The sequence below is a fragment of the Rhodobacter capsulatus genome (assembly GCF_052363175.1).
Taxonomy (GTDB): Bacteria; Pseudomonadota; Alphaproteobacteria; order Rhodobacterales; family Rhodobacteraceae; genus Rhodobacter; species Rhodobacter capsulatus_D.
Genome location: NZ_CP198946.1, coordinates 3,892,000 through 3,911,767 on the forward strand (window position 1 = coordinate 3,892,000; position 19,768 = coordinate 3,911,767).

Here is a 19,768-nt window from a genome sequence, read left to right on the forward strand (position 1 = left end):
GAGCCCTGCTCTCAGGCCAGCAAACGGGCACCATCGTGACCGGAAATGCGCAAGGACATCACCGTGCCCTGCGGCATATCACGATCAAACGACACTTCGGTGAAATACTCGGTCCGGCCCAGCCGCGGCCCCTCGGTCAGCACCTGTCGGGTCTGACCGACTTCTGCCGTCAGATGCCGCAGCAGCGCCGCCTCCCCCGCCGCGCGCAGCCGTGCCGCGCGGTCCTTGATCAAAGGCCCCGCCACCCGCGGCATCCGCGCGGCGGGCGTGCCCTTGCGGGCGGAGAACGGGAAGACATGCAGGAAGGTCAGGCCGCAGTCCTCGACCAACTTCAGCGAGTTTTCGAACATCTCCTCGGTCTCGGTCGGGAACCCGGCGATGATGTCGGCGCCAAAGACGATGCCCGGACGCAGCCGCCGCGCCGCTTCGCAGAACGCGATCGCATCGTCGCGCAGGTGCCGTCGCTTCATCCGTTTCAGGATCATGTCATCGCCATGCTGCAAGGACAGATGCAGATGCGGCATCAGCCGGGGCTCGGTCGCGATCGCCTGCATCAGGTTCTCGTCCGCCTCGATACTGTCGATCGAGGAAATCCGCAGCCGCGCCAGATCGGGCACCAGCTTCAAAATCCGCATCACCAGATCGCCAAGCCGCGGCGCGCCCGGAAGATCGGCGCCCCAGGAGGTCAGATCGACCCCGGTCAGCACCACCTCGGCAAAGCCGCGATCGACAAGCCGCTTGATCTGCTCGACCACCACCCCCGCGGGCACAGACCGCGAATTGCCCCGCCCGAACGGGATGATGCAGAAGGTGCAGCGATGATCGCAGCCGTTTTGCACCTGCACATAGGCCCGATGCCGCCCGAAGCCATCAATCAGATGCCCCGCGGTTTCCTTGACCGAGAGGATGTCATCGACCATCACCCGCTCGGTCTCGCCAATGAAATCGGCCCCTTTCGGCGCCAGCGCGGCCCAGGTTTCCGGCTGCATCTTTTCATGGTTGCCAACGACGCGGGTCACCTCGGTCATCGCGGCAAAGGTCTCGGGCTCGGTCTGCGCGGCGCAGCCGGTCACGATGATCGCCGCTCCGGGGTTTTCCCGCGCAAGCTTGCGGATCTCCTGCTTTGCCTTGCGCACAGCTTCCGCCGTGACGGCGCAGGTGTTCACCACGACCGCCCCCGACAGCCCGGCCTGCGCGGCCAGCTCTTTCATCGCCTCGGTTTCGTAAGCGTTCAGCCGACAGCCCAGCGTCGAGAAAACCGGCGGCTTCATAGCGCGGCAAGGAAGGCGGGGGACAGCTGCGCCTCAAAGACCAGCGCGGTCGGGCCGGTCATCCAGACGCCGTCCTCGCGCCAGTCGATCTCCAGCCGCCCGCCATCGACATCGACGACCACATGCCGCCCTGTCAGCCCGCGCAGATGCGCCGCGACCGCCGTGGCACAGGTGCCCGAACCGCAGGCCAGCGTGATTCCCGCACCGCGTTCCCAGACCCGCATCCGCAGATGATCGGGGCCAACGAGCGAGGCAAACTCGACATTGGTGCGCTCGGGAAAAAGCGGATGATGCTCGATCTTCGGACCCAGCCCCGAAACATCGGCCGTTTCGGCATCCTCGACGAAGAAGATGCAATGCGGATTGCCCATGCCCACCGCGATCGGTTCGCCCGTCAGGGGCAGCGCCAGCGGATCGGCGGTCACGGGAATCGCGGCGGCCTCGAGAATCGGGGCGCCCATGTTCACCGAAACCAACCCATCCGCGCGCCGCTCGGCCGACAGTCGGCCCCGCGCCGTGGTCAACGTGACCCGATCCTTGCCCAGATCGCGCATCATCAGATCGGAGACGCAGCGCGTGGCATTTCCGCAGGCGCCCGCCTTCGAGCCATCGGAATTCCAGAATTCCAGCGTGAAATCCGCGCCCTCGGCGGGCAGGATCACCGCCAGCTGGTCGAAGCCGACGCCGCGATGCCGGTCGCCCAACGCCCGCGCAAGCGCAGGCGTCACCGGGTTTTGCCCGCTGCGCGCGTCGATCACGACGAAGTCGTTGCCAAGGCCGTGCATCTTCAGAAAGCGCAGGCCGGTGTCGGAAAGAGGTCTGTTGTCCATGCGCGCCCTCTACACCCCGTCAGCAGTTTTTTCCAGAGCTGCGATTTTTTCGCGCTTTGGCCCTTGACCCCCCCGACGCAGGCCTTTAGAGAGCGCCGCAGTGATGGGCCGTTAGCTCAGTTGGTAGAGCAGCTGACTTTTAATCAGCGGGTCGCAGGTTCGAATCCTGCACGGCTCACCATCACTCTCCCCGCGGATCGAAAAAAGAAACAACCCCTTCGGGGGCTGGACTTTTTGCGCCCTCGGACCATCTGGGCCGCAGGAGGCTGAAAGATGGACAAGAAATATCGCAAGACCCCCGAAGCGCTGGCCCGACTGACGCCGGAGCAATTCCGCGTCACGCAGGAAAGCGGCACCGAGCGCGCCTTTACCGGGGAATTCTGGAACACCACCCTACCCGGGCTTTATGTCGATGTGGTGTCGGGCGAGCCGCTGTTTTCTTCACGCGACAAGTTCGAGAGCGGCTGCGGCTGGCCCTCGTTCACCCGACCGGTCGAAGAGGCGCATGTGACCGAGCATCGCGATGTCAGTCATGGCATGATCCGGACCGAGGTACGCTCGACCCACGGAGACAGCCATCTCGGCCATGTCTTCCCCGATGGCCCGCGCGATCGCGGCGGGCTGCGCTATTGCATCAACTCGGCCAGCTTGCGGTTCATCCCGAAAGATCGCATGGCAGCAGAGGGTTACGGCGACTGGCTGGCAGAGCTGGAGGAGTGAGACGATGGAAAAGGCGATTCTGGCGGGCGGCTGCTTCTGGGGCATGCAGGATCTGATCCGCAAGCTGCCCGGCGTGATCTCGACCCGCGTCGGCTATTCGGGCGGCGATGTCGCGAATGCCACCTACCGCAATCACGGCACCCATGCCGAGGCGATCGAGATCACCTTCGATCCGGCACAGATCAGCTTTCGGCGGCTGCTCGAATTCTTCTTCCAGATCCACGACCCGACGACGCTGAACCGGCAGGGCAACGATGTCGGCCTGTCCTACCGCTCGGCGATCTTCTTCACCGATGCCGAGCAGGAACGCATCGCCCGCGACACCATCGCCGATGTCGATGCCTCCGGCCTCTGGCCGGGCAAGGTGGTGACAGAAGTCGCCCCGGCCGGGCCGTTCTGGCAGGCCGAGCCGGAGCATCAGGATTATCTGGAGCGGATCCCGAACGGCTATACCTGCCACCGGATCCGCCCGAACTGGGTGCTGCCGAAGCGTCAGGAATAACTGCGCACCAGGGCACCGGACAGCAGAACCCAGCCGTTCGCCACCACGAAGAAGGCCAGCTTGAACGGCAGGGCCACGACGGCGGGTGGCACCATCATCATCCCCATCGACATAAGGATCGCCGAGACGACGAGGTCGATGATCAGGAACGGCAGGAAGACCAGAAAGCCGATCTCGAAGGCGCGGGTGATTTCCGACAGCATGAAGGACGGCACAAGGATCGACAGCGGCGCTTCGCGCGCGGTGCCGGTGTAGTCCGCGCCTTCGCGAATTGCGGCAAGCTGGGTGAAGGTCTCGGGATCGGTGCGGCCCGCCATGAAGATGCGGAACGGCTCGACGCCCTTTTCGAACGCAGTGATGATGTCGATCTTTTGCGCGATCAGCGGCTCGATCCCGGCCTGATAGCTGGCCATGAAGGTCGGCTCCATCACGAACCAGGTCAGGAACAGCGCCAGGCTGATGATCAGCATGTTCGGCGGCGATTGCTGCAGCCCCATCGCCTGACGCAGGATCGAGAGCACGGTGACGATGAAGGGAAAGCAGGTCACCATGATCGCCAGCCCCGGCGCGAGGCTCAAAAGTGTGATGCCCGCGATCAGGATCAGCGAAGAATTCGTCAGACTTCCGTTCCCGCCCATGTCGAGCGTGATCTCCTGCGCGCCGACCGGCGCCGCAAAGATCATTAACGTTAATGCAAGGGCAAGAACGCGCATGTCAGAGCCCGTTCTGCAAATCGACGACCTCGGTCAGGCGCACGGCCAACTGGCCGTTCGAATCGCCCTCCATCTCGGTCAGCTCGCCGCGGGCGATGAGCTTGTCACCGACGTAAAGCTCGACCGGATCCTCGACCCGACGATCAAGCGGCAGGATCGAATCGCGCTTCATCCGCAACAGGTCGCGCACCAGCGGCCGGGCCTTGCCCACCGAAATGGTGATCTCGATCGGCACTTGCGAGAACGGGTTGCTGGACTGGGGGGTGTCATCCATGAGCGGCCTCCTGCTGGCTGGCGCTGAAATAGGTGTCGATCGCTTCCGCGATCAGGCGGATCACCCCGTCGAGGTCGATCCGGGTCTCGGTATCGGCAAACTTGAGATAGACCTGACCCTCGCCAAGGGTCTGATCGCCCACGAAAACAAGTGGCAGACTGGAGCGGTTGCCCAGAACCTCCTCGATCACCGGCAGGCTGAGCGGGCTCGCCAGAATGGTGATCGGCACCGAGGTCGCCGATTCGGCCAACGGCTGCAGCTGCTCGGCCACGATCTGTGCCAGCGTCTGCCGTGCCATCGCCGGAAGCAGCTTCGCGGCGATGTCGACCAGAAGCGGCCGCAGCGCCATCAAGATCTCCTGCCGCGCCTCGTGATAGGTGAAGGACAGCTCCTGCAGGTTTTGCCCCAGATCCGAGCGCAGCTTCACGCCTTCAGCCTCCTGCGCGGCCACGGCATCGTCCCAGCCCGCGGTGTAGCCCTTTTCGAAAGCTGCCAGCCGTTCTTCTTCGAAGACGCTCGGATCGATCTCGATCTGCGGCGGCGGCGGCGGGGCCGGTTCGGCCTCGAAGGATTCCAGCCTGATCCTGGTCCGGTTCATGCCCGTTCCTCCGCCTCATCCATCCAGCTGCGCAGGATCTCGACCGATTCGGCCTGCCGCTCCTCGATCAGTTTTTTCAGGCGCGCCACCGGGTCGAGAGGTTGATCCGAGCCACCGCCAACGCCAGCCCCCATCTCGCCAAAGTTGCCCGTGCCCATCGATAGCGACATCGGCATGTCACCCAGATCGAAGTCGGAGACCACGTTCATCGCGCCGATCGGCATGTCGCCATCGGCGATCTCGCCCGTCAAGGCGCGGCCGGTGCCTTCATCAGATCCGATCATACCGCCCGGCAGATTCATCGCCCGCTCCGCTTCGGCAGCGGCTGCGCGTTGCGCCAGGATCGGGCGCATCACGAAGAGGCCAAGGATCAGCGCCACAACGGCCAGAACCCCGATCTTGATAAGCTGCATCGCATCAAGCGGCGCCGAGGCGAACAGGCTGCTCTTGGCTTCGATGCCGGTTTCGGCCAGAGGCTCAAAGGCCATCGAGCGGATCGTGATCACATCGCCGCGTTTTTCGTCGAAGCCGACAGCCGAGGCCACCAATTCCTTGAGGGCCGCCAGTTCTTCATCGGTGCGCGGCGTGATCGCGGTCACGCCATTGGCATCCTTGCCCTCAACGCCATCCACCAGCACGGCCACGGTCAACCGCCGGATGTCCCCCGGAGCACGCACGACCTCCCGAGTCGTTTCCGACACTTCGAAATTGGTTTGTTCTCGCGTTTCCGAGGATTGGCTTTGCGACTTCCCGCCATTCGCGGCGTCACCTTGCGGAAGATTCGACGCCACCGTTACAGCACCCGGCTTAGTATCGTCGGATTTCGCTGATTTTTCCTGGGTCTCGGTCGAAATCGCCACCCGGCTGTCCGGCTCGATCCGTTTTTCGGTGATCGCTTCACGCTCAGTCACGGTCTGAACCGAGACCTCAACCACGGCATTGCCGTATCCGACCCGCGCCTCAAGCAGCCGCTCGACATTCTTGCGCAGTTCCTCGGCGCGATCGTTCGCCGCGGGGTTGAAGGCGTCATCACCGGTCGAGATCAGCCCCGCGACGGAGTCAATGATCGACACATCATCCGGAGTCATTCCCTGGACCGCAGAGGAAACAAGGAATTTCAAGGCCTTGGCATGCGTCGGAGACAGACCGCCCGCGGCCGTCACCACGGTGACTGATGCCGTCGGATGGCTCTCCTTGCGGAAAGATTGCCCCGTGGGCGCCGCAATATGCACCCGCGCCGACCGAATCATCGGGTTCGAGACGATGGTCCGCGCCAGCTCGCCTTCCTTCGCGCGCCAATAGGCCGCGTCAAACATCTGCGAGGTCGTTCCGAAGCCCGAAAGGCCATCAAGCAGTTCGTAGCCCGACCCGCCCGTCGCAGGCAGCCCCTCGCCAGCCAGAGCCATGCGCAACTCGTCGCGCCGCCCGGCCTCCACATAAATCGAATCGCCCCGAACCTCATAAGGAACATTACGCGCTTCGAGCGCAGTCACCACTTCCCCTGCCCGCTGCGCTTCGAGCCCGGCATAAAGCAGCGCCATATCGGAGCGAGACGCAAAGCTCGATAGTGCCAAAATGGCCGCAAACATGAAAATCGTTGCACCGGCCACAAGCACGCGTCGCGTCGTGTCCAACCCCTGCCATAAGGCGATCAATTGCTGCAAGACGCACCTCCTTCGAGCGGACTTCTGCCCCGTCGTCCTGCGCATCTTTCTCCGATCGCCCTTAACAATCGGTTAGTGGGTGCAGGGGTATAGCTTGGTGGATCGAAGAAATCGGGGACCGCCATGGCAGAGCCAGCAACCGAAGGCGAAGAAGCGCCAAAGAAGAAATCAAAACTGCCGATTCTCATCGGGCTGGTGCTGATGCTCCTGCTCGGTGGCGGCTCGTTTTACGCGATGTATTCCGGCTTGATCTTCGGATCGGCGGAGCACGCGGCCGAATCCGGCGGAGAGGCTACTGCCGCAGCCGAAGGGGGCGGTGAACATGGCGAAGGGGGCGAAGGCGGCTCGGCCCTGCCCGGAGTTGCCTTCGTGGCACTCGACCCGATGGTGATTTCGCTGAATGACGGCAAGGCACGGCACCTGCGATTCTCGGCCCAGCTTGAAGTCGCCCCGGCGCATCAGGCCGAGGTCGAGGCCCTGAAACCGCGGGTGATGGACGTGCTGAACGGCTTCCTGCGGGCCGTCGAAATGAAGGATCTCGAAGACCCCGCAGCGCTGCTGCGCCTGCGCGCGCAAATGCTGCGCCGGGTCCAGATCGTGGTTGGAGAAGGCAAGGTGAACGACCTTCTCATCGTCGAATTCGTGATGAACTAGGGAGAGCAAGATGCAGCTGATCGCAGATATTCTGATGGGGCTCGGCGCCTTGGGCGCAAGCATCTACTGCATGGTGCTCGCGCGGAGGCTGAAGCGTTTCAACCAGCTTGAAAGCGGGATGGGAGGGGCGATTGCCGTTCTATCCGCGCAGGTTGACGACATGACGAAAGCCCTGAACCGGGCCCAAGCCACGGCCGGAGCTTCGGCGGAGCAACTGCGCAACCTGACGGAACGCGCCGAACAAGGCGCGCAGCGGTTGGAATTGATTCTCGCGTCGATGCAGGAGGAGCAAGAACGCGCAGCGGAGCCCGCCCCGATGCCGGAACCGGAACCGCAGCGCCATCGCGTTTTGCGGCGTCGGGTCCGTCCGTCCTCGCTGGAGGCCGCGGAATGAAAGCGCCGAAACCTCCGGCTCAAACCGTGAAGAAGCCGCGGCGTCGCTTCGGACGCGGCTCGTTGATGCTGATCGCGGCGCTGTTCGCCGGATCGGCGGTAGTGCGATTTGGCACGGGAATCGCAGAGGCAGTCGCAGCCACCTCTGGGACGGAAACGGCATCCGCGGAGACCAAATCCGATTGTGTGACCGAACCCGGTCTCATGAAGATGCTGACCGAAGTCCAGGATCGCGAGAAGAAACTCGCCGAGCGCGAAAAGGTCGTCTCGGACCGGTCGCAGGCTCTGGCACTGGCCGAGAAGCGAATCGAGCAGCGCCTCGCCTCTTTGGTTGAGGCGGAGAAGAACCTGTCACAAACTGTTGAAGTCGCAGACAAGGGCGCGGACGAGGACGTCACCCGACTGGTGACCGTCTACGAAAACATGAAGCCCAAGGAAGCGGCGCCGCTTTTTTCGACCATGGCACCTGATTTTGCAGCCGGATTTCTGTCGCGCATGCGCCCTGAATCCTCAGCCGCGATCATGGCCGTACTCGACCCGAAGGTCGCCTATACGATCAGTGTCATCATGGCTGGCCGCAATGCTGGCGCCCCCCAAAACTGATCCGAAGAGCATTTGTTAAGCGACCTCTGGCAGTATCGCCGGAAATGGATGGAGAACACCCATGCTGGGGATTGTAGGTATCATCATCATCTTCGTCATGGTGTTCGGAGGATATGTCGCCTGCGGGGGCAATCTTGAGCCCGTGATCGAGGCAACACCCTTCGAGATGATCGTCATCGGCGGCGCGGCAGTGGGTTCCTTCGTGCTCGCCAATGACATGGGCGCGATCAAGCACACGGTCAAAGACATGGGCCTGGTGTTCAAAGGCGTGAAATGGAAACCCGCAGATTATCGGGATCTTCTATGCCTGCTCTTCGAGCTGATCCGTTTGGCCCGACAGAATCCCGTCGCTATCGAAGAGCACATCGAAGCCCCTGAAAATTCTTCTATTTTCGGAAAGTACCCGAAAATCATGAAGGATCATGCGGCAGTGGAAATGATCTGTGACACGATGCGGTCGGCGTCAATGAACTACGACGACCCCCACCAGGTCGAAGAGGTGCTCGAAAAGCAGCTCGAAGCAAATTATCACCACGCGATGCATTCGAGCCATGCGATCCAGTCCGTGGCCGACGCCATGCCCGCCCTCGGCATCGTTGCCGCCGTGCTCGGCGTGATCAAGACAATGGGTTCGATCGACCAACCGCCCGAAGTTCTTGGTGGCATGATCGGTCACGCGCTCGTGGGGACTTTTCTCGGCGTGTTCATGGCTTACGGTTTCATCGCGCCCTTCGCCACACGCATCAAGGGCGTGGTCGACGAGGATGCGCATTTCTACAAGTTGATCCGGGAAGTTCTGGTGGCGAACCTTCACAACCACGCAACCAACATCTGCATCGAGGTCGGGCGTCAGAATACGCCGCATCACATCCGCCCCAGTTTCTCGGAACTCGAAGAGGCGCTCAAGGCGGTGAAATCGGAGGCTGCATGACCCGGTTCATTCTGGCTGTCTGGGCGCTGCTGTTTGCGGCTTCCCCGGTCCCGGCTCAGCAGATCGCGGTGCGTTCCGGCGAACATGAGAACTTTTCCCGTCTGGTGTTCATGCTGCCTCCCGGTACGGCATGGACAACCGAGCGTGTCGATGGCGGATATCGCCTGACAACACCCAGCCGAGAGAACCGCTTTGATCTTTCGCGCGTTTTCGATCTCATTCCGAAAACGCGCGTGCTCTCGATCTCGCCGGATGTGGATGCGCGCTCGGTTTTCATCGAGACCCCGCCTTCGGTTCACCTTGAATCTTTCCCGTTGCCAATCGGGGCAGCGGTGATCGACATCGTGGACGGCGCCGAGCCCGATAAAGCGGTGCCGGTCACACCGGTTAAACCCAGTTTTGTTCCCTCGCCAAATCGCGGCTATCTGGATCTTTACTGGTCAAAGCCTGCCCCCTCGGCTCAACCGGAAACCCCGGACCCCGTGGTACAGATTCCAAGCGAAAAGCCGGTGCAGGTGGCCTCGCCACTGGCCTTGCCCGACGCGCGGGTACAAGCAGCCGAGCGCGATCTGGTCGATCAGCTCGGGCGGGCCGCCTCGCAAGGTCTGATCACGATGGAGTTGCCGAAACACGCTCCTGAAGCCCCCGGGAAACCACAAGAAGAGCCCCCGACCGAGCATGCCGCAGCAGAAACACCGAAACAGGAAGGCGTATCCTTGCCGCTGCAATCGGAAACCGTCGTCGATCGTGACATGGCAGCGACAATTGCGAGGCATCAGCTTTCCGATTCGGGGCACAGCTGCCCGTCCGACACGGAATTCGACGTGCTGTCCTGGCAGACCGACAAACCGGTGGTAGAACAACTGACGGAGGCAAGACGCGACCTTGTCGGCGAATTCGATCGCCCCCGTCCGGAGGCCGTGATTCATCTGGCGCAGGTCTATATCGCATATGGCTTCGGCCTTGAAGCCAAGGCGGCCTTGCGTGCTTTCGGCATTCCCCCGGCGGAGGCTGGCCCCCTGCCAACCATGGCCGATATCGTCGATGGAAATCCGATCCCGGCCTCGGACAAGTCCCTGATCGGGTTGAGCGCCTGTGATGGCAAGGTGGCACTCTGGTCGGTTCTGGCAAGCCCCGAGACACCCCGGAAGGAGGATGTGAACTTCGGCGCGGTTCTGCGCAGTTATTCTGCCCTTCCCCCGAATATTCGCGCTCTGGTCGGACCACCGCTCAGTGCCCGGTTGATCGAAATGGGGGCACCAGACGTTGCCACCACTGTTCGCTCGATGCTGGCCCGTGCCCCCAAATCGGATCAACGGGCGCTCGATGAAATCGATGCTCAGATCGAGCTGAGCGCCGGTCGCAAAGAAGAGGCGACCCGCCTGCTTGACGGGCTGGCGCAATCGGATACGCCCGAAGCGGCCGAAGCGCTGATCAAGTCGATTGAAGTCAAACTGTCTGAAGGCGTGGCCATTCCGACCGCAGATGTCGACAATGCCGGGGCGCTTGGGTTGCAGATGCGCGGCTCGGAAACCGGAGCCCGGCTGGTCCGGGCGGAGATTCTGGGCATGGGGTCGACGGCCCGGTTCGATGACGCTTTCCGCGCCCTCGCGAACTGGGACTCGCAGAACTTCGGGGATCTTGAGAAATCGACCCGAAATGATCTTGCCAATCTGCTTGGCAAGGTTCCGAGCGACAGCATCTTCATCGAAACCTTTTTCCGGCATCGTGACGAGCTTGACCCCGCCAACCTTCAGGAAGAGGTCCAGTTGACGCTCGCCGATCGACTTTCGAACACCGGTTTCTCGCAATCGGCGCGGGATATTCTGGCTGCGGAAACCCGGCGCAGCCCGAAGGGCAGGCTTGCCCTGGCGCGGGCGGCTCTGGTGGGGCGGGATGCGGCGGCAGCTTATTCCTACCTGAGCGACCTTCCGGGCGAAGAAGCCTCGAAAATGCGTGGCGAAGCCATGAGCATGATTGGCAATCACGACACGGCCGAGGGCGAATTCGCACAGGCAGGCCAATCGCAGGCACAGATCGAGGAAGCCTGGCGCGCAGGGAACTGGAATTTCGTTGCCAAGGAGGGCTCGGAGACGCAGAAGCGATTCGTCGAACTCTTCGCACCGGAGACGAAACCACCCGCGGACCCGCGGGATATCGTCCCGCTGGGCCCATTGGCGGAAGCGCAACAACTCATCACGCAGAGTCAGTCTGAACGCGATGCTTTTGCGAAGCTGATGGAAGAGCTCAAAACCCCCTGACCCGGAGCGGCAGGTTCGTCATGGATACGAATTGCCGCGCCCCCGCTTTGCCGGGAAAGCTGGTCTTCCCGCCCGCGCCGCTCTGGGCTAGCACTTGGGTCGAGCGACCGTCGATCAAGGGAAGCGCCAAGATGACCATGACACCAGAGCAGATCCGCACCGCGCGCGCCAAGAAGCCGCGGGTCTATGCACGTGATTTCGCAGAGGATCTTGGCATCACCGAAGCCGCGCTTTGCGCCGCTTTCGTTGGAGTGACTGGCACCCGGATTGTGGCGGATCCAGACCGGATCATGCCCGGTCTGGCGGCACTCGGTCAGGTGATGGCCCTGACCCGCAACGACAGTTGCGTGCTGGAAAAAGTCGGTTGTTATGACCAGTATCAGTCTGGAGACTCGCCCCGGATCGTCAATCCGCCAATCGAGATCGAGATGTTCCGCCCGCATTGGCAGCATGCTTTTGCCTTTGATGAGGCCACACCAAAGGGGCCGAAACGCTCGATCCAGATCTTTGATACCGCGGGTGAGGCGGTGCACAAGATCCACCTGCGCACCGAAACAAACGCTTCCGCTTGGGCGCCACTGATCGCGTCGCTGCGGATCGAAGATCAGAGTCAAAGCTTCGATCCCAGCCCGGCGGGTCATTCGGTCGATGGTTGGGGGGATTTGAGCCGTCTCGCGGATCTGCGTCTTGGCAATACTCCAGCCCGCCATCTCTCCAAAGGATCGGTCGAACGATTGATGTATCGCGCCGCCGAGCTTGCCGTGCCGGTGCAATTCGCCGTGGGCAATCCCGGCTGCATCGAGCGGCATTCCGGTCTGATCGTGCGGGTGCTGGAAACAGGCCCCTGGATCAACGTCCTTGACCCGGGGTTGGAACTGCATCTGCGCATGGATCACATGGCAGAAGTCTGGGCCCATCCCGACGGGTCGGTCGATGCTTTCGGCGAAGCCGGTCAGCTGATCGTGCGGATGTCGGGGGCGGAGGGCTGGGCCGATCTGCTGGCGGCCGAGGGCGATTTCCAGCCCTGAGCCTCAGGGCATCAAAGCGCGAATCACCGCATTGAGCACTGCACGCCCCTGTGCGGTGGCGCGGACGCGCCCCGCGTCACGCGCGATCATCCCCATTTCCTCCAGATCGGTCAGGGCCTGCGCGGGCAGCGCCTGCCCCGAGAGGCGTTCATAGCGGGCCGGGTCGATCCCCTCGGCCAGCCGCAGGCCGAACAGCAGGAATTCGGTCGCCTGTTCCTGCCGGTCAAGCGGTTCTCGCGGCATCTCGCCATTGCCCCGACGCTCGACCCGGTCCAGCCACTCGGCAGGGGCTTTCGGCGCCTCGGTCGCGTGACGGACGCCGCCAAGGGTCAACCGCCCATGCGCGCCGGGGCCGATCCCGGCATAATCGCCATAGCGCCAGTAAACGAGGTTGTGCCGACACTCGGCGCCGGGCCGCGCGTGGTTCGAGACCTCATAGGCGGGCAGCCCCGCCGCATCACAGATTTCCTGCGTTTTCAGATACATATCGGCGGCCAGATCATCTTCGGGCAGATCGCGCAGCTTGCCCGCCGCGAACAGCCGCCCGAAGGCGGTGCCGTCTTCGATCGTCAGCTGATAAAGCGAGAAGTGATCGACCGCCATCGAGAGCGCCCCGCGCAATTCGCGCGCCCAGTCGTCTAGGCTTTGCCCCTGCCGCGCATAGATCAGATCGAAGCTGACGCGGGGAAAATGCGCGCGGGCGATGTCAAAGGCCGCCCGCCCCTCGGCCACGCTGTGCATCCGGCCAAGACGGTGCAGGCTTTCATCGTCCATCGCCTGCATGCCCATCGAGAGCCGCGTCACTCCGGCCTGAGCAAAAGCCCGAAACTTGCCCGCATCGATGCTGGTCGGGTTGGCCTCGAGCGTGATTTCCAGATCATTCGCGGTGGGCCAGGTGGCGCGCAGCCGGTCGATCACCGCCGCCACCGTCTCGGGCGCCATCAGGGACGGCGTGCCGCCGCCGAAAAACACCGTGTTCAGCACGCGCCCCTGCGTTTCGGCGCCGATCCGGTCGATTTCGGACAGATAGGCGCGCAGCCAGCGGTCGTGATCGATCGTGGCGGCCACATGGCTGTTGAAGTCGCAATAGGGGCATTTGGCGGCACAAAAGGGCCAGTGAACGTATAGGCCGAAGCCCCCGTGCCGCCAATCGTCGCTCATCCCTTGAACGCCGTGACTTCGATCTCGATCTTCATCGCCGGATTGACCAGACCCGCCACGATCATCGTCGCCGCCGGACGGATCTCGCCGAAGGTGGTCGAGAGCGCCGGGATGATCTGCTCCATATAGGCGGCATCGGTGATGATGTAATTCGCCCGCACGACGTTTTCGAGCGCGAAGCCCGCGCCTTCGAGCACCGATTTGATCGTGGCCAGCGTGTTCTGCGCCTGCTCCAGCACCGAATCGGGGAAGGTCTTCGTCACCGGGTCAACGCCGGTCGTGCCCGCGACAAAGCACCAGTCGCCCTGCACCACGGCGCGGGAATAGCCAAGCTTCGGTTCGTAGGGCGAGCCGCCCGAGATGTTCTGCCGAGTCATTTTGCCTCCATGACCTTGACGAATTTGCGGAACGCATCCGCACGGTGGGAAATCTCGTTCTTTTGCGCGGGGTCCATTTCCGCGAAAGTCATCTCGAACCCCTCGGGCTGGAACATCGGGTCATAGCCGTGCCCCTGCGCACCGCGCATCGGCCAGACAAGCTGCCCTTCGGCCTTGCCCTCGAAGACCTCGTCGTGCCCATCGGGCCAGGCCAGAACCAGCGTCGAACGGAACCGGGCCTTGCGCGGAAAGGGGGCGTTCTTCGCCTCGCATTCCGCCCAGGTCCGGGTCATCGCCTGCACGAAGTCGCGGCCATTCGGCGTTTCCGCCCAATCCGCGGTGTAGACACCCGGGGCGCCATCGAGCGCGTCGACCTCGATCCCGCTGTCATCGGACAGCGCGGGCAACCCGGTCGCCTTGGCCGCCGCATGCGCCTTGATCCGGGCATTGCCGACAAAGGTCGTCTCGGTTTCCGCCGGTTCGGGCAGGTTCATTTCCCCCGCACCGACGACCTCGACCCCGTAAGGGGCCAGAAGATCGCGCATTTCCGCCAGCTTACCCTTGTTGTGGGTCGCCACCAGCAGACGCTTTTCGGTGAAAGCCCTCATGCAAGCGCCGCCTTTTGCGCCGCCACCAGCTGCGCCACCCCGGCCTCGGCCAGATCGAGCAATTTCCCCATCTCTTCGCGCGAGAAGGTCGAGCCCTCGGCGGTCATCTGCACCTCGACCAGACGGCCGCGCCCGGTCAGGATGAAGTTGCCGTCCACGCCCGCTTCGCTGTCCTCGGCATAATCCAGATCGGCCACCGGCTGGCCCGCATAGATGCCGCAGGAAATCGCCGCCACATGATCGATGATCGGATCGGACACGATCAGCCCCGATTTCAGCAGCTTGTTCACCGCCAGACGCAGCGCCACCCAACCGCCGGTGATCGAAGCGCAGCGGGTGCCGCCATCGGCCTGCAGCACGTCACAATCCACCACAATCTGCCGCTCGCCCAGCGCGGACCGGTCGATCCCCGCCCGCAGCGCCCGGCCGATCAGGCGTTGGATTTCCTGCGTGCGGCCCGATTGCTTGCCCGCGGCCGCTTCGCGCTTGTTGCGCGAATTCGTCGCGCGCGGCAGCATCCCGTATTCCGCCGTCACCCAGCCAAGGCCCGAGCCCTTGAGGAACGAGGGCGCCTTGTCCTCGATCGTCGCGGTGCACAGAACATGGGTGTCCCCCATCTTGATCAGCACCGAGCCTTCGGCATGTTTCGTCACGCCAGTTTCGATGGAAATGGAACGGATGTCGGCAAGATTGCGGCCAGAGGGGCGCATGGGCTGTCCTTTCGCTGGATTTGACCCCATTTGAAACGGCAGAAGACCCGATGCAACCCCGAAGGCACGATTGACGGAAAAGCTTTCCCCGCAATAATGCGAAGCGTGGCCATGACAAACCAGAACCAGTTGATCTCCGATCTGAACGACCGCTCCCGCGAGGTGTTTCGCCGGGTGGTCGAAGGCTATCTCGAAACCGGCGATCCGGTCGGCTCGCGCTCGCTGACGCGGCTGATGAGCGAGAAGCTGTCGGCGGCGACGATCCGCAACGTGATGCAGGATCTGGAATATCTGGGGCTTCTGGGCAGCCCGCATGTCTCCGCCGGGCGGGTGCCGACGCAGATGGGGCTGCGGATGTTCGTCGATGGCTTCATGGAGGTGAGCGAGGTTCAGGCGACCGACCGTGCCGCGCTTGAGGCCACGGTGGGCGCGGCGGAACCCGATGTCGGCTCGCTGCTCGATCGGGTGGGTTCGGCGCTCTCGGGGCTGACGCATGGGGCGAGCCTTGTGCTCGCGCCCAAGACCGAGGCGCCGATCCGGCATATCGAATTCGTCTCGCTGGCGCCGGACCGGGCGCTGGTGGTGCTGGTGATGGCCGATGGTCAGGTGGAAAACCGCGTCTTCACCCCGCCTGCGGGGCAGACGCCCTCCTCGATGCGCGAGGCGGCGAATTTTCTGAACGCGCTGGCCGAGGGCAAGACGCTTTCGGATCTGCGCCGCGAAATCGCCGTGGAAATCTCCGCGCGGCGGCAGGAACTGGATGCGCTGGCGGCCGAGATGGTCGAAAGCGGTCTGGCGCAATGGGCCGATCAGGGCGAGCCCTGGGAGCGGCTGATCGTGCGGGGCCGGTCGAATCTGCTGGAGCCCGAGGGTGATCTGGACCGGATCCGCACGCTTTTCGACGATCTGGAACGCAAACGCGACATCGCCGAATTCCTCGATCTGACCGAGGAAGGCGAAGGCGTGCGCATTTTTATCGGGTCCGAGAACAAACTCTTCTCACTTTCGGGTTCCTCTTTGGTGGTCTCTCCCCTATATGAACGCGGATCGAAAGATCATCGGCGCGGTGGGGGTCATCGGCCCCACCCGGCTCAACTACGGGCGGATCGTGCCGATCGTGGATTATACGGCGCAACTGGTCGGGCGCATGCTGGCCGGCCGGGGCAAAGGGGTGAACGGATGACCGAGAAGAAGGACGAAATGGCAGAGGATCAGGCGCAGCTGGACGAGGCGCTGGCCGCGGCTCTGGGCGACGAGCACGACGAGCTGGAAATGCTGCGCGCCGAACGCGACGAACTGCGCGACCGCTTCATGCGGGCGCTCGCCGATGCCGAAAACTCGCGCAAGCGGGCGGAACGGGATCGGCGCGAGGCCGAGCAATACGGCGGCTCGAAGCTGTCGCGCGACATGCTGCCGGTGTTCGATGCGCTCAAACGCGCGCTGGATGCGGCGGGCGACGAGGTGCGGGCGGCGGCCCCGGCGCTGATTGAAGGGGTAGAGCTGACGCAACGCGAGCTGCTCAATGTCTTCGCGCGGCACGGGATCGTGGCGATCCAGCCGAAGGTGGGCGACAAGTTCGACCCGCTGCTGCATGAAGCGATGTTCGAAGCGCCGCTGCCGGGCACGGTTTCGGGCGACATCATTCAGGTGATGGACGACGGGTTCCTGTTGCACGACCGTCTGCTGCGTCCGGCGAAAGTCGGCGTGAGTTCCATGCCGAAAGCATAAAGGGTGGGGGCTCTGCCCCCACACCCCCGAGATATTTCGGGCAAGATAAAGATCAGTCCTTGAGAAGGGCGCGCAGAGCGTAAAGCGCGTCCATCGCTTCCCGCGGGGTCATTTCGTCGGGATGCAGCGCCCGAAGCTGCTCCTCGACCGCGGATTTCGTGGGCGGGGCAGCGGGCGCCGCGGGTGGAGGAGACGCCATCGCGAAAAGCGGCAGATCGTCGATGATCGCCTGTTTCTTGCCCCCCTCGCGTTCGCCCTTTTCCAGCGCATCGAGCACCACACGGGCGCGGGCGACGACGCTTTCGGGCAGGCCAGCCAGTTTCGCCACCTGCACACCATAGGAGCGATCGGCCGCGCCCTTTTTGACCTCGTGCAGGAAGATCACCTCGCCGTGCCATTCCTTGACCGAGACGGTGGCGTTCTCGACACCCTCGAGCTTCGCCGACAGCGCGGTCATTTCGTGGTAATGCGTGGCGAAGAGCGCGCGGCAGCGGTTCACCCCGTGCAGATGTTCCATTACCGCCCAGGCGATCGAAAGCCCGTCATAGGTCGCCGTGCCACGGCCGATTTCATCGAGGATCACCAGCGCCCGGTCGTCGGCCTGATTGAGGATCGCGGCGGTTTCGACCATCTCGACCATGAAGGTCGACCGGCCGCGGGCCAGATCGTCGGCGGCGCCGACGCGGCTGAAAAGCTGGCTGACAAGGCCGATATGGGCACGCCGCGCGGGGACGAAACTGCCCGCCTGCGCCAGAAGCGCAATCAGGGCGTTCTGCCGCAGGAAGGTCGATTTGCCCGCCATGTTCGGGCCGGTCAGCAACCAGATCGCAGGCGTGGGGCCACTGGTCAGAGCGCAGTCGTTGGCGATGAAGGGCTCGCCCTGCCGTTTCAGCGCCGCTTCGACCACCGGATGGCGGCCGCCCTCGATCTCGAAGGCGTGGCTTTGATCGACGGTCGGTTCGACCCAATCCTCGGCGGCAGCCAGATCGGCGAAAGCGGCGGAAAGGTCGATTTCCGAAAGCGCCCGGGCGGTTTCGGAAATCGGTCCGGCAGCGCCCAGAATTGCGCCTTTCAGGCTGTCATAGAGCCGCTTTTCGATCTCCAGCGCGTGGTTGCCCGCGTTCAGAATCCGGGTTTCAAGCTCGCTCAATTCCAGCGTGGTGAAGCGGACCTGATTGGCCGTCGTCTGCCGATGAATGAAGCGGGCCGAGAGCGGCGGGGCGAGCATCTTTTCGGCATGGGTCGAGGTGGTCTCGATGAAATAGCCCAGCACGTTGTTGTGCTTGATCTTCAGCGACGAAATCCCGGTTTCGCTTATGTAATCGGCCTGCATCCGGGAGATGACGCCGCGGCCTTCGTCGCGCAGCTGCCGGGTCTCGTCGAGTTCCGGCTCGTAGCCCGTCGCGATGAAGCCGCCATCGCGGGCCAGCAGCGGCGGCTCGGCCACCAGCGCAGCCGCGAGCAGCGCCACAAGGTCATCGTGACCCAGAAGCCTTTGCCCGGCCTCGGCCAGAAGCGCGGGGGCTTCGGTCTCGGCCAGACGCTCGGCAATCCGGCCCGCCTGTTCCAGACCGTTGCGGATCGCGGCCAGATCGCGGGGGCCGCCACGGTCGAGCGCAAGGCGGCTGAGCGCACGGTCGATATCGGGGCAGCGCCGCAAATCGGCACGCAGGTCTTCGGAAAATCGACCCTGTTCCAGCAGGAATCGCACCGCATCGTGGCGGGCGTGGATCAGCGCAAGGTCACGCGACGGCGCCGAAATCCGGCGTTCCAGAAGCCGCGCCCCGCCCGCCGTCACCGTGCGATCGATCGTGGCGAGAAGCGAGCCCTCGCGTCCGCCCGAAAGCGCCTGCGTCAGTTCCAGATTGCGCCGCGTGGCCGCGTCGATCTGCACAAGGCTGCCCGCCTCTTCCCGAAGCGGACGCGCCAGAAGCGGCAGTTTCCCCCGTTGCGTGAGGTCCAGATAATCGACCAAAGCCCCCATCGCGGACACTTCGGCCCGCGAAAACGCCCCGAACGCATCCAGAGACCCCACGGCGAAGAGATCGCACAGCCGCTTTTCTGCCCCCTGACTGTCAAAGCTCGAGCGCGCCAAAGGCGTCAGAGACGCGCGCAGATCAGAGACGATTCCAGCACAATCCGCCTCTTTCGTCTCGCTCACCAGCACTTCGCGGGGGGCAAGCCGGGCAAGCTCCGGACCAAGACGGGGAAGCGGACAGGGCATCACCCGGAACTCGCCCGTGGAAATATCGGCCCAGGCCAAAGCCCCTTCGTCACGCACCTCCGCCCAGGCGGCAAGATAGTTGTGCCGACGCGCTTCGAGCAGGCTTTCTTCGGTCAGCGTGCCCGGCGTGACGAGCCGCACCACATCGCGTTTGACCACCGATTTCGAGCCGCGCTTCTTCGCCTCGGCCGGATCTTCCAACTGCTCGGCGATCGCCACCCGGAAGCCCTTGCGGATCAGCGTCAAGAGATAACCCTCGGCGGCATGGATCGGCACGCCGCACATCGGGATCTCCTCGCCCAGATGCAGGCCACGTTTGGTCAGCGCGATGTCGAGCGCCGCGGCGGCGGCCACCGCATCGTCAAAGAACATCTCGTAGAAGTCGCCCATCCGGTAGAACAGAAGCGCCCCCGGGTTTGCTTCCTTGATCGCCAGATATTGCGCCATCATCGGCGTCACGGTTTCGCTGCTCATCGCACCCCCCAAGTCGCGCCAACTTATTAAACGCCGCACCCCCG

The 19,768-nt window shown here is 63.5% G+C and carries 20 protein-coding genes, 1 tRNA gene and 1 pseudogene; 11 read left to right on the forward strand and 11 right to left on the reverse strand.

What is annotated here, in order from left to right:
* Window positions 1-11: 11 nt before the first annotated feature.
* On the reverse strand, window positions 12-1,271 hold the full coding sequence (mtaB, locus tag ACTTAI_RS20180) for a tRNA (N(6)-L-threonylcarbamoyladenosine(37)-C(2))-methylthiotransferase MtaB (protein ID WP_444453414.1): 1,260 nt from the start codon (window positions 1,269-1,271) through the stop codon (window positions 12-14).
* Window positions 1,268-2,101, reverse strand: a complete 834-nt coding sequence (gene dapF / locus ACTTAI_RS20185; RefSeq protein ID WP_444453416.1) for a diaminopimelate epimerase — start codon at window positions 2,099-2,101, stop codon at window positions 1,268-1,270. Before dapF ends, mtaB begins: the two co-directional genes overlap by 4 nt.
* 105 nt (window positions 2,102-2,206) lie before the next feature.
* Here dapF and ACTTAI_RS20190 point away from each other — a divergent pair.
* The 3 genes from ACTTAI_RS20190 (at window position 2,207) to msrA (ending at window position 3,323) form a co-directional block, all read left to right on the forward strand.
* A tRNA-Lys gene (locus tag ACTTAI_RS20190) sits at window positions 2,207-2,282 on the forward strand.
* Window positions 2,283-2,374: 92 nt separating this feature from the next.
* Window positions 2,375-2,821 carry a peptide-methionine (R)-S-oxide reductase MsrB gene (msrB, locus tag ACTTAI_RS20195; RefSeq protein WP_444453417.1) on the forward strand — a complete coding sequence of 149 codons (447 nt, stop codon included), beginning with the start codon at window positions 2,375-2,377 and terminating at the stop codon, window positions 2,819-2,821.
* A 4-nt stretch (window positions 2,822-2,825) separates the two neighbouring features.
* Window positions 2,826-3,323 (forward strand): peptide-methionine (S)-S-oxide reductase MsrA, encoded by a 498-nt coding sequence (gene msrA, locus ACTTAI_RS20200; protein WP_444453418.1) that lies wholly within the window; start codon window positions 2,826-2,828, stop codon window positions 3,321-3,323.
* Here the strand turns inward: msrA and fliP are convergent.
* The 4 genes from fliP to fliF are packed head-to-tail and all read right to left on the reverse strand — an operon-like array spanning window position 3,314 to window position 6,617.
* Entirely contained in the window at window positions 3,314-4,036 is a 723-nt protein-coding gene (gene fliP / locus ACTTAI_RS20205) for a flagellar type III secretion system pore protein FliP (RefSeq protein WP_444453420.1), read from the reverse strand. The genes msrA and fliP overlap by 10 nt on opposite strands.
* Window position 4,037: 1 nt before the next feature.
* Entirely contained in the window at window positions 4,038-4,310 is a 273-nt protein-coding gene (locus ACTTAI_RS20210) for a FliM/FliN family flagellar motor switch protein (RefSeq protein WP_110804587.1), read from the reverse strand.
* Window positions 4,303-4,908, reverse strand: a complete 606-nt coding sequence (locus ACTTAI_RS20215) for a FliH/SctL family protein (RefSeq protein WP_444453421.1) — start codon at window positions 4,906-4,908, stop codon at window positions 4,303-4,305. Before ACTTAI_RS20215 ends, ACTTAI_RS20210 begins: the two co-directional genes overlap by 8 nt.
* A complete protein-coding gene (fliF, locus tag ACTTAI_RS20220) occupies window positions 4,905-6,617 on the reverse strand; it encodes a flagellar basal-body MS-ring/collar protein FliF (RefSeq protein WP_444453423.1) in 1,713 nt (570 codons plus the stop codon). The genes ACTTAI_RS20215 and fliF overlap by 4 nt, the downstream gene beginning before the upstream one ends.
* Before the next feature lie 78 nt (window positions 6,618-6,695).
* Here fliF and ACTTAI_RS20225 point away from each other — a divergent pair, with 78 nt between their 5' ends.
* The 6 genes from ACTTAI_RS20225 (at window position 6,696) to ACTTAI_RS20250 (ending at window position 12,442) form a co-directional block, all read left to right on the forward strand.
* Window positions 6,696-7,226, forward strand: a complete 531-nt coding sequence (locus ACTTAI_RS20225; RefSeq protein WP_444453425.1) for a flagellar basal body-associated FliL family protein — start codon at window positions 6,696-6,698, stop codon at window positions 7,224-7,226.
* Between the two features lie 10 nt (window positions 7,227-7,236).
* Window positions 7,237-7,620, forward strand: a complete 384-nt coding sequence (locus ACTTAI_RS20230; RefSeq protein WP_444453427.1) for a hypothetical protein — start codon at window positions 7,237-7,239, stop codon at window positions 7,618-7,620.
* Entirely contained in the window at window positions 7,617-8,222 is a 606-nt protein-coding gene (locus ACTTAI_RS20235) for a MotE family protein (protein WP_444453429.1), read from the forward strand. Before ACTTAI_RS20230 ends, ACTTAI_RS20235 begins: the two co-directional genes overlap by 4 nt.
* Window positions 8,223-8,283: 61 nt before the next feature.
* Entirely contained in the window at window positions 8,284-9,153 is an 870-nt protein-coding gene (motA, locus tag ACTTAI_RS20240) for a flagellar motor stator protein MotA (RefSeq protein ID WP_444453431.1), read from the forward strand.
* The gene (locus ACTTAI_RS20245) at window positions 9,150-11,414 is read left to right on the forward strand and encodes a hypothetical protein (protein ID WP_444453433.1); all 2,265 of its coding nucleotides are present in this window, start codon (window positions 9,150-9,152) and stop codon (window positions 11,412-11,414) included. Before motA ends, ACTTAI_RS20245 begins: the two co-directional genes overlap by 4 nt.
* 131 nt (window positions 11,415-11,545) lie before the next feature.
* The gene (locus ACTTAI_RS20250) at window positions 11,546-12,442 is read left to right on the forward strand and encodes a ChuX/HutX family heme-like substrate-binding protein (protein WP_444453435.1); all 897 of its coding nucleotides are present in this window, start codon (window positions 11,546-11,548) and stop codon (window positions 12,440-12,442) included.
* Between the two features lie 3 nt (window positions 12,443-12,445).
* Here the strand turns inward: ACTTAI_RS20250 and hemW are convergent, their stop codons facing one another.
* The 4 genes from hemW to rph are packed head-to-tail and all read right to left on the reverse strand — an operon-like array spanning window position 12,446 to window position 15,298.
* A complete protein-coding gene (gene hemW / locus ACTTAI_RS20255) occupies window positions 12,446-13,603 on the reverse strand; it encodes a radical SAM family heme chaperone HemW (protein ID WP_444453437.1) in 1,158 nt (385 codons plus the stop codon).
* Window positions 13,600-13,980 (reverse strand): RidA family protein, encoded by a 381-nt coding sequence (locus ACTTAI_RS20260; protein WP_444453439.1) that lies wholly within the window; start codon window positions 13,978-13,980, stop codon window positions 13,600-13,602. The genes hemW and ACTTAI_RS20260 overlap by 4 nt, the downstream gene beginning before the upstream one ends.
* Window positions 13,977-14,588, reverse strand: a complete 612-nt coding sequence (gene rdgB / locus ACTTAI_RS20265; RefSeq protein WP_444453441.1) for an RdgB/HAM1 family non-canonical purine NTP pyrophosphatase — start codon at window positions 14,586-14,588, stop codon at window positions 13,977-13,979. The genes ACTTAI_RS20260 and rdgB overlap by 4 nt, the downstream gene beginning before the upstream one ends.
* Window positions 14,585-15,298 (reverse strand): ribonuclease PH, encoded by a 714-nt coding sequence (gene rph, locus ACTTAI_RS20270; protein ID WP_444453443.1) that lies wholly within the window; start codon window positions 15,296-15,298, stop codon window positions 14,585-14,587. The genes rdgB and rph overlap by 4 nt, the downstream gene beginning before the upstream one ends.
* Before the next feature lie 111 nt (window positions 15,299-15,409).
* Here rph and hrcA point away from each other — a divergent pair.
* Both hrcA and ACTTAI_RS20280 read left to right on the forward strand, forming a co-directional pair.
* A pseudogene (hrcA, locus tag ACTTAI_RS20275) lies at window positions 15,410-16,481 on the forward strand (heat-inducible transcriptional repressor HrcA).
* A gap of 17 nt (window positions 16,482-16,498) precedes the next feature.
* Window positions 16,499-17,026 (forward strand): nucleotide exchange factor GrpE, encoded by a 528-nt coding sequence (locus ACTTAI_RS20280; protein WP_444455816.1) that lies wholly within the window; start codon window positions 16,499-16,501, stop codon window positions 17,024-17,026.
* A 52-nt stretch (window positions 17,027-17,078) separates the two neighbouring features.
* On the opposite strand, the gene mutS is transcribed toward ACTTAI_RS20280, so the two are convergent.
* Window positions 17,079-19,724 carry a DNA mismatch repair protein MutS gene (gene mutS / locus ACTTAI_RS20285; RefSeq protein ID WP_444453445.1) on the reverse strand — a complete coding sequence of 882 codons (2,646 nt, stop codon included), beginning with the start codon at window positions 19,722-19,724 and terminating at the stop codon, window positions 17,079-17,081.
* Window positions 19,725-19,768: the final 44 nt, after the last annotated feature.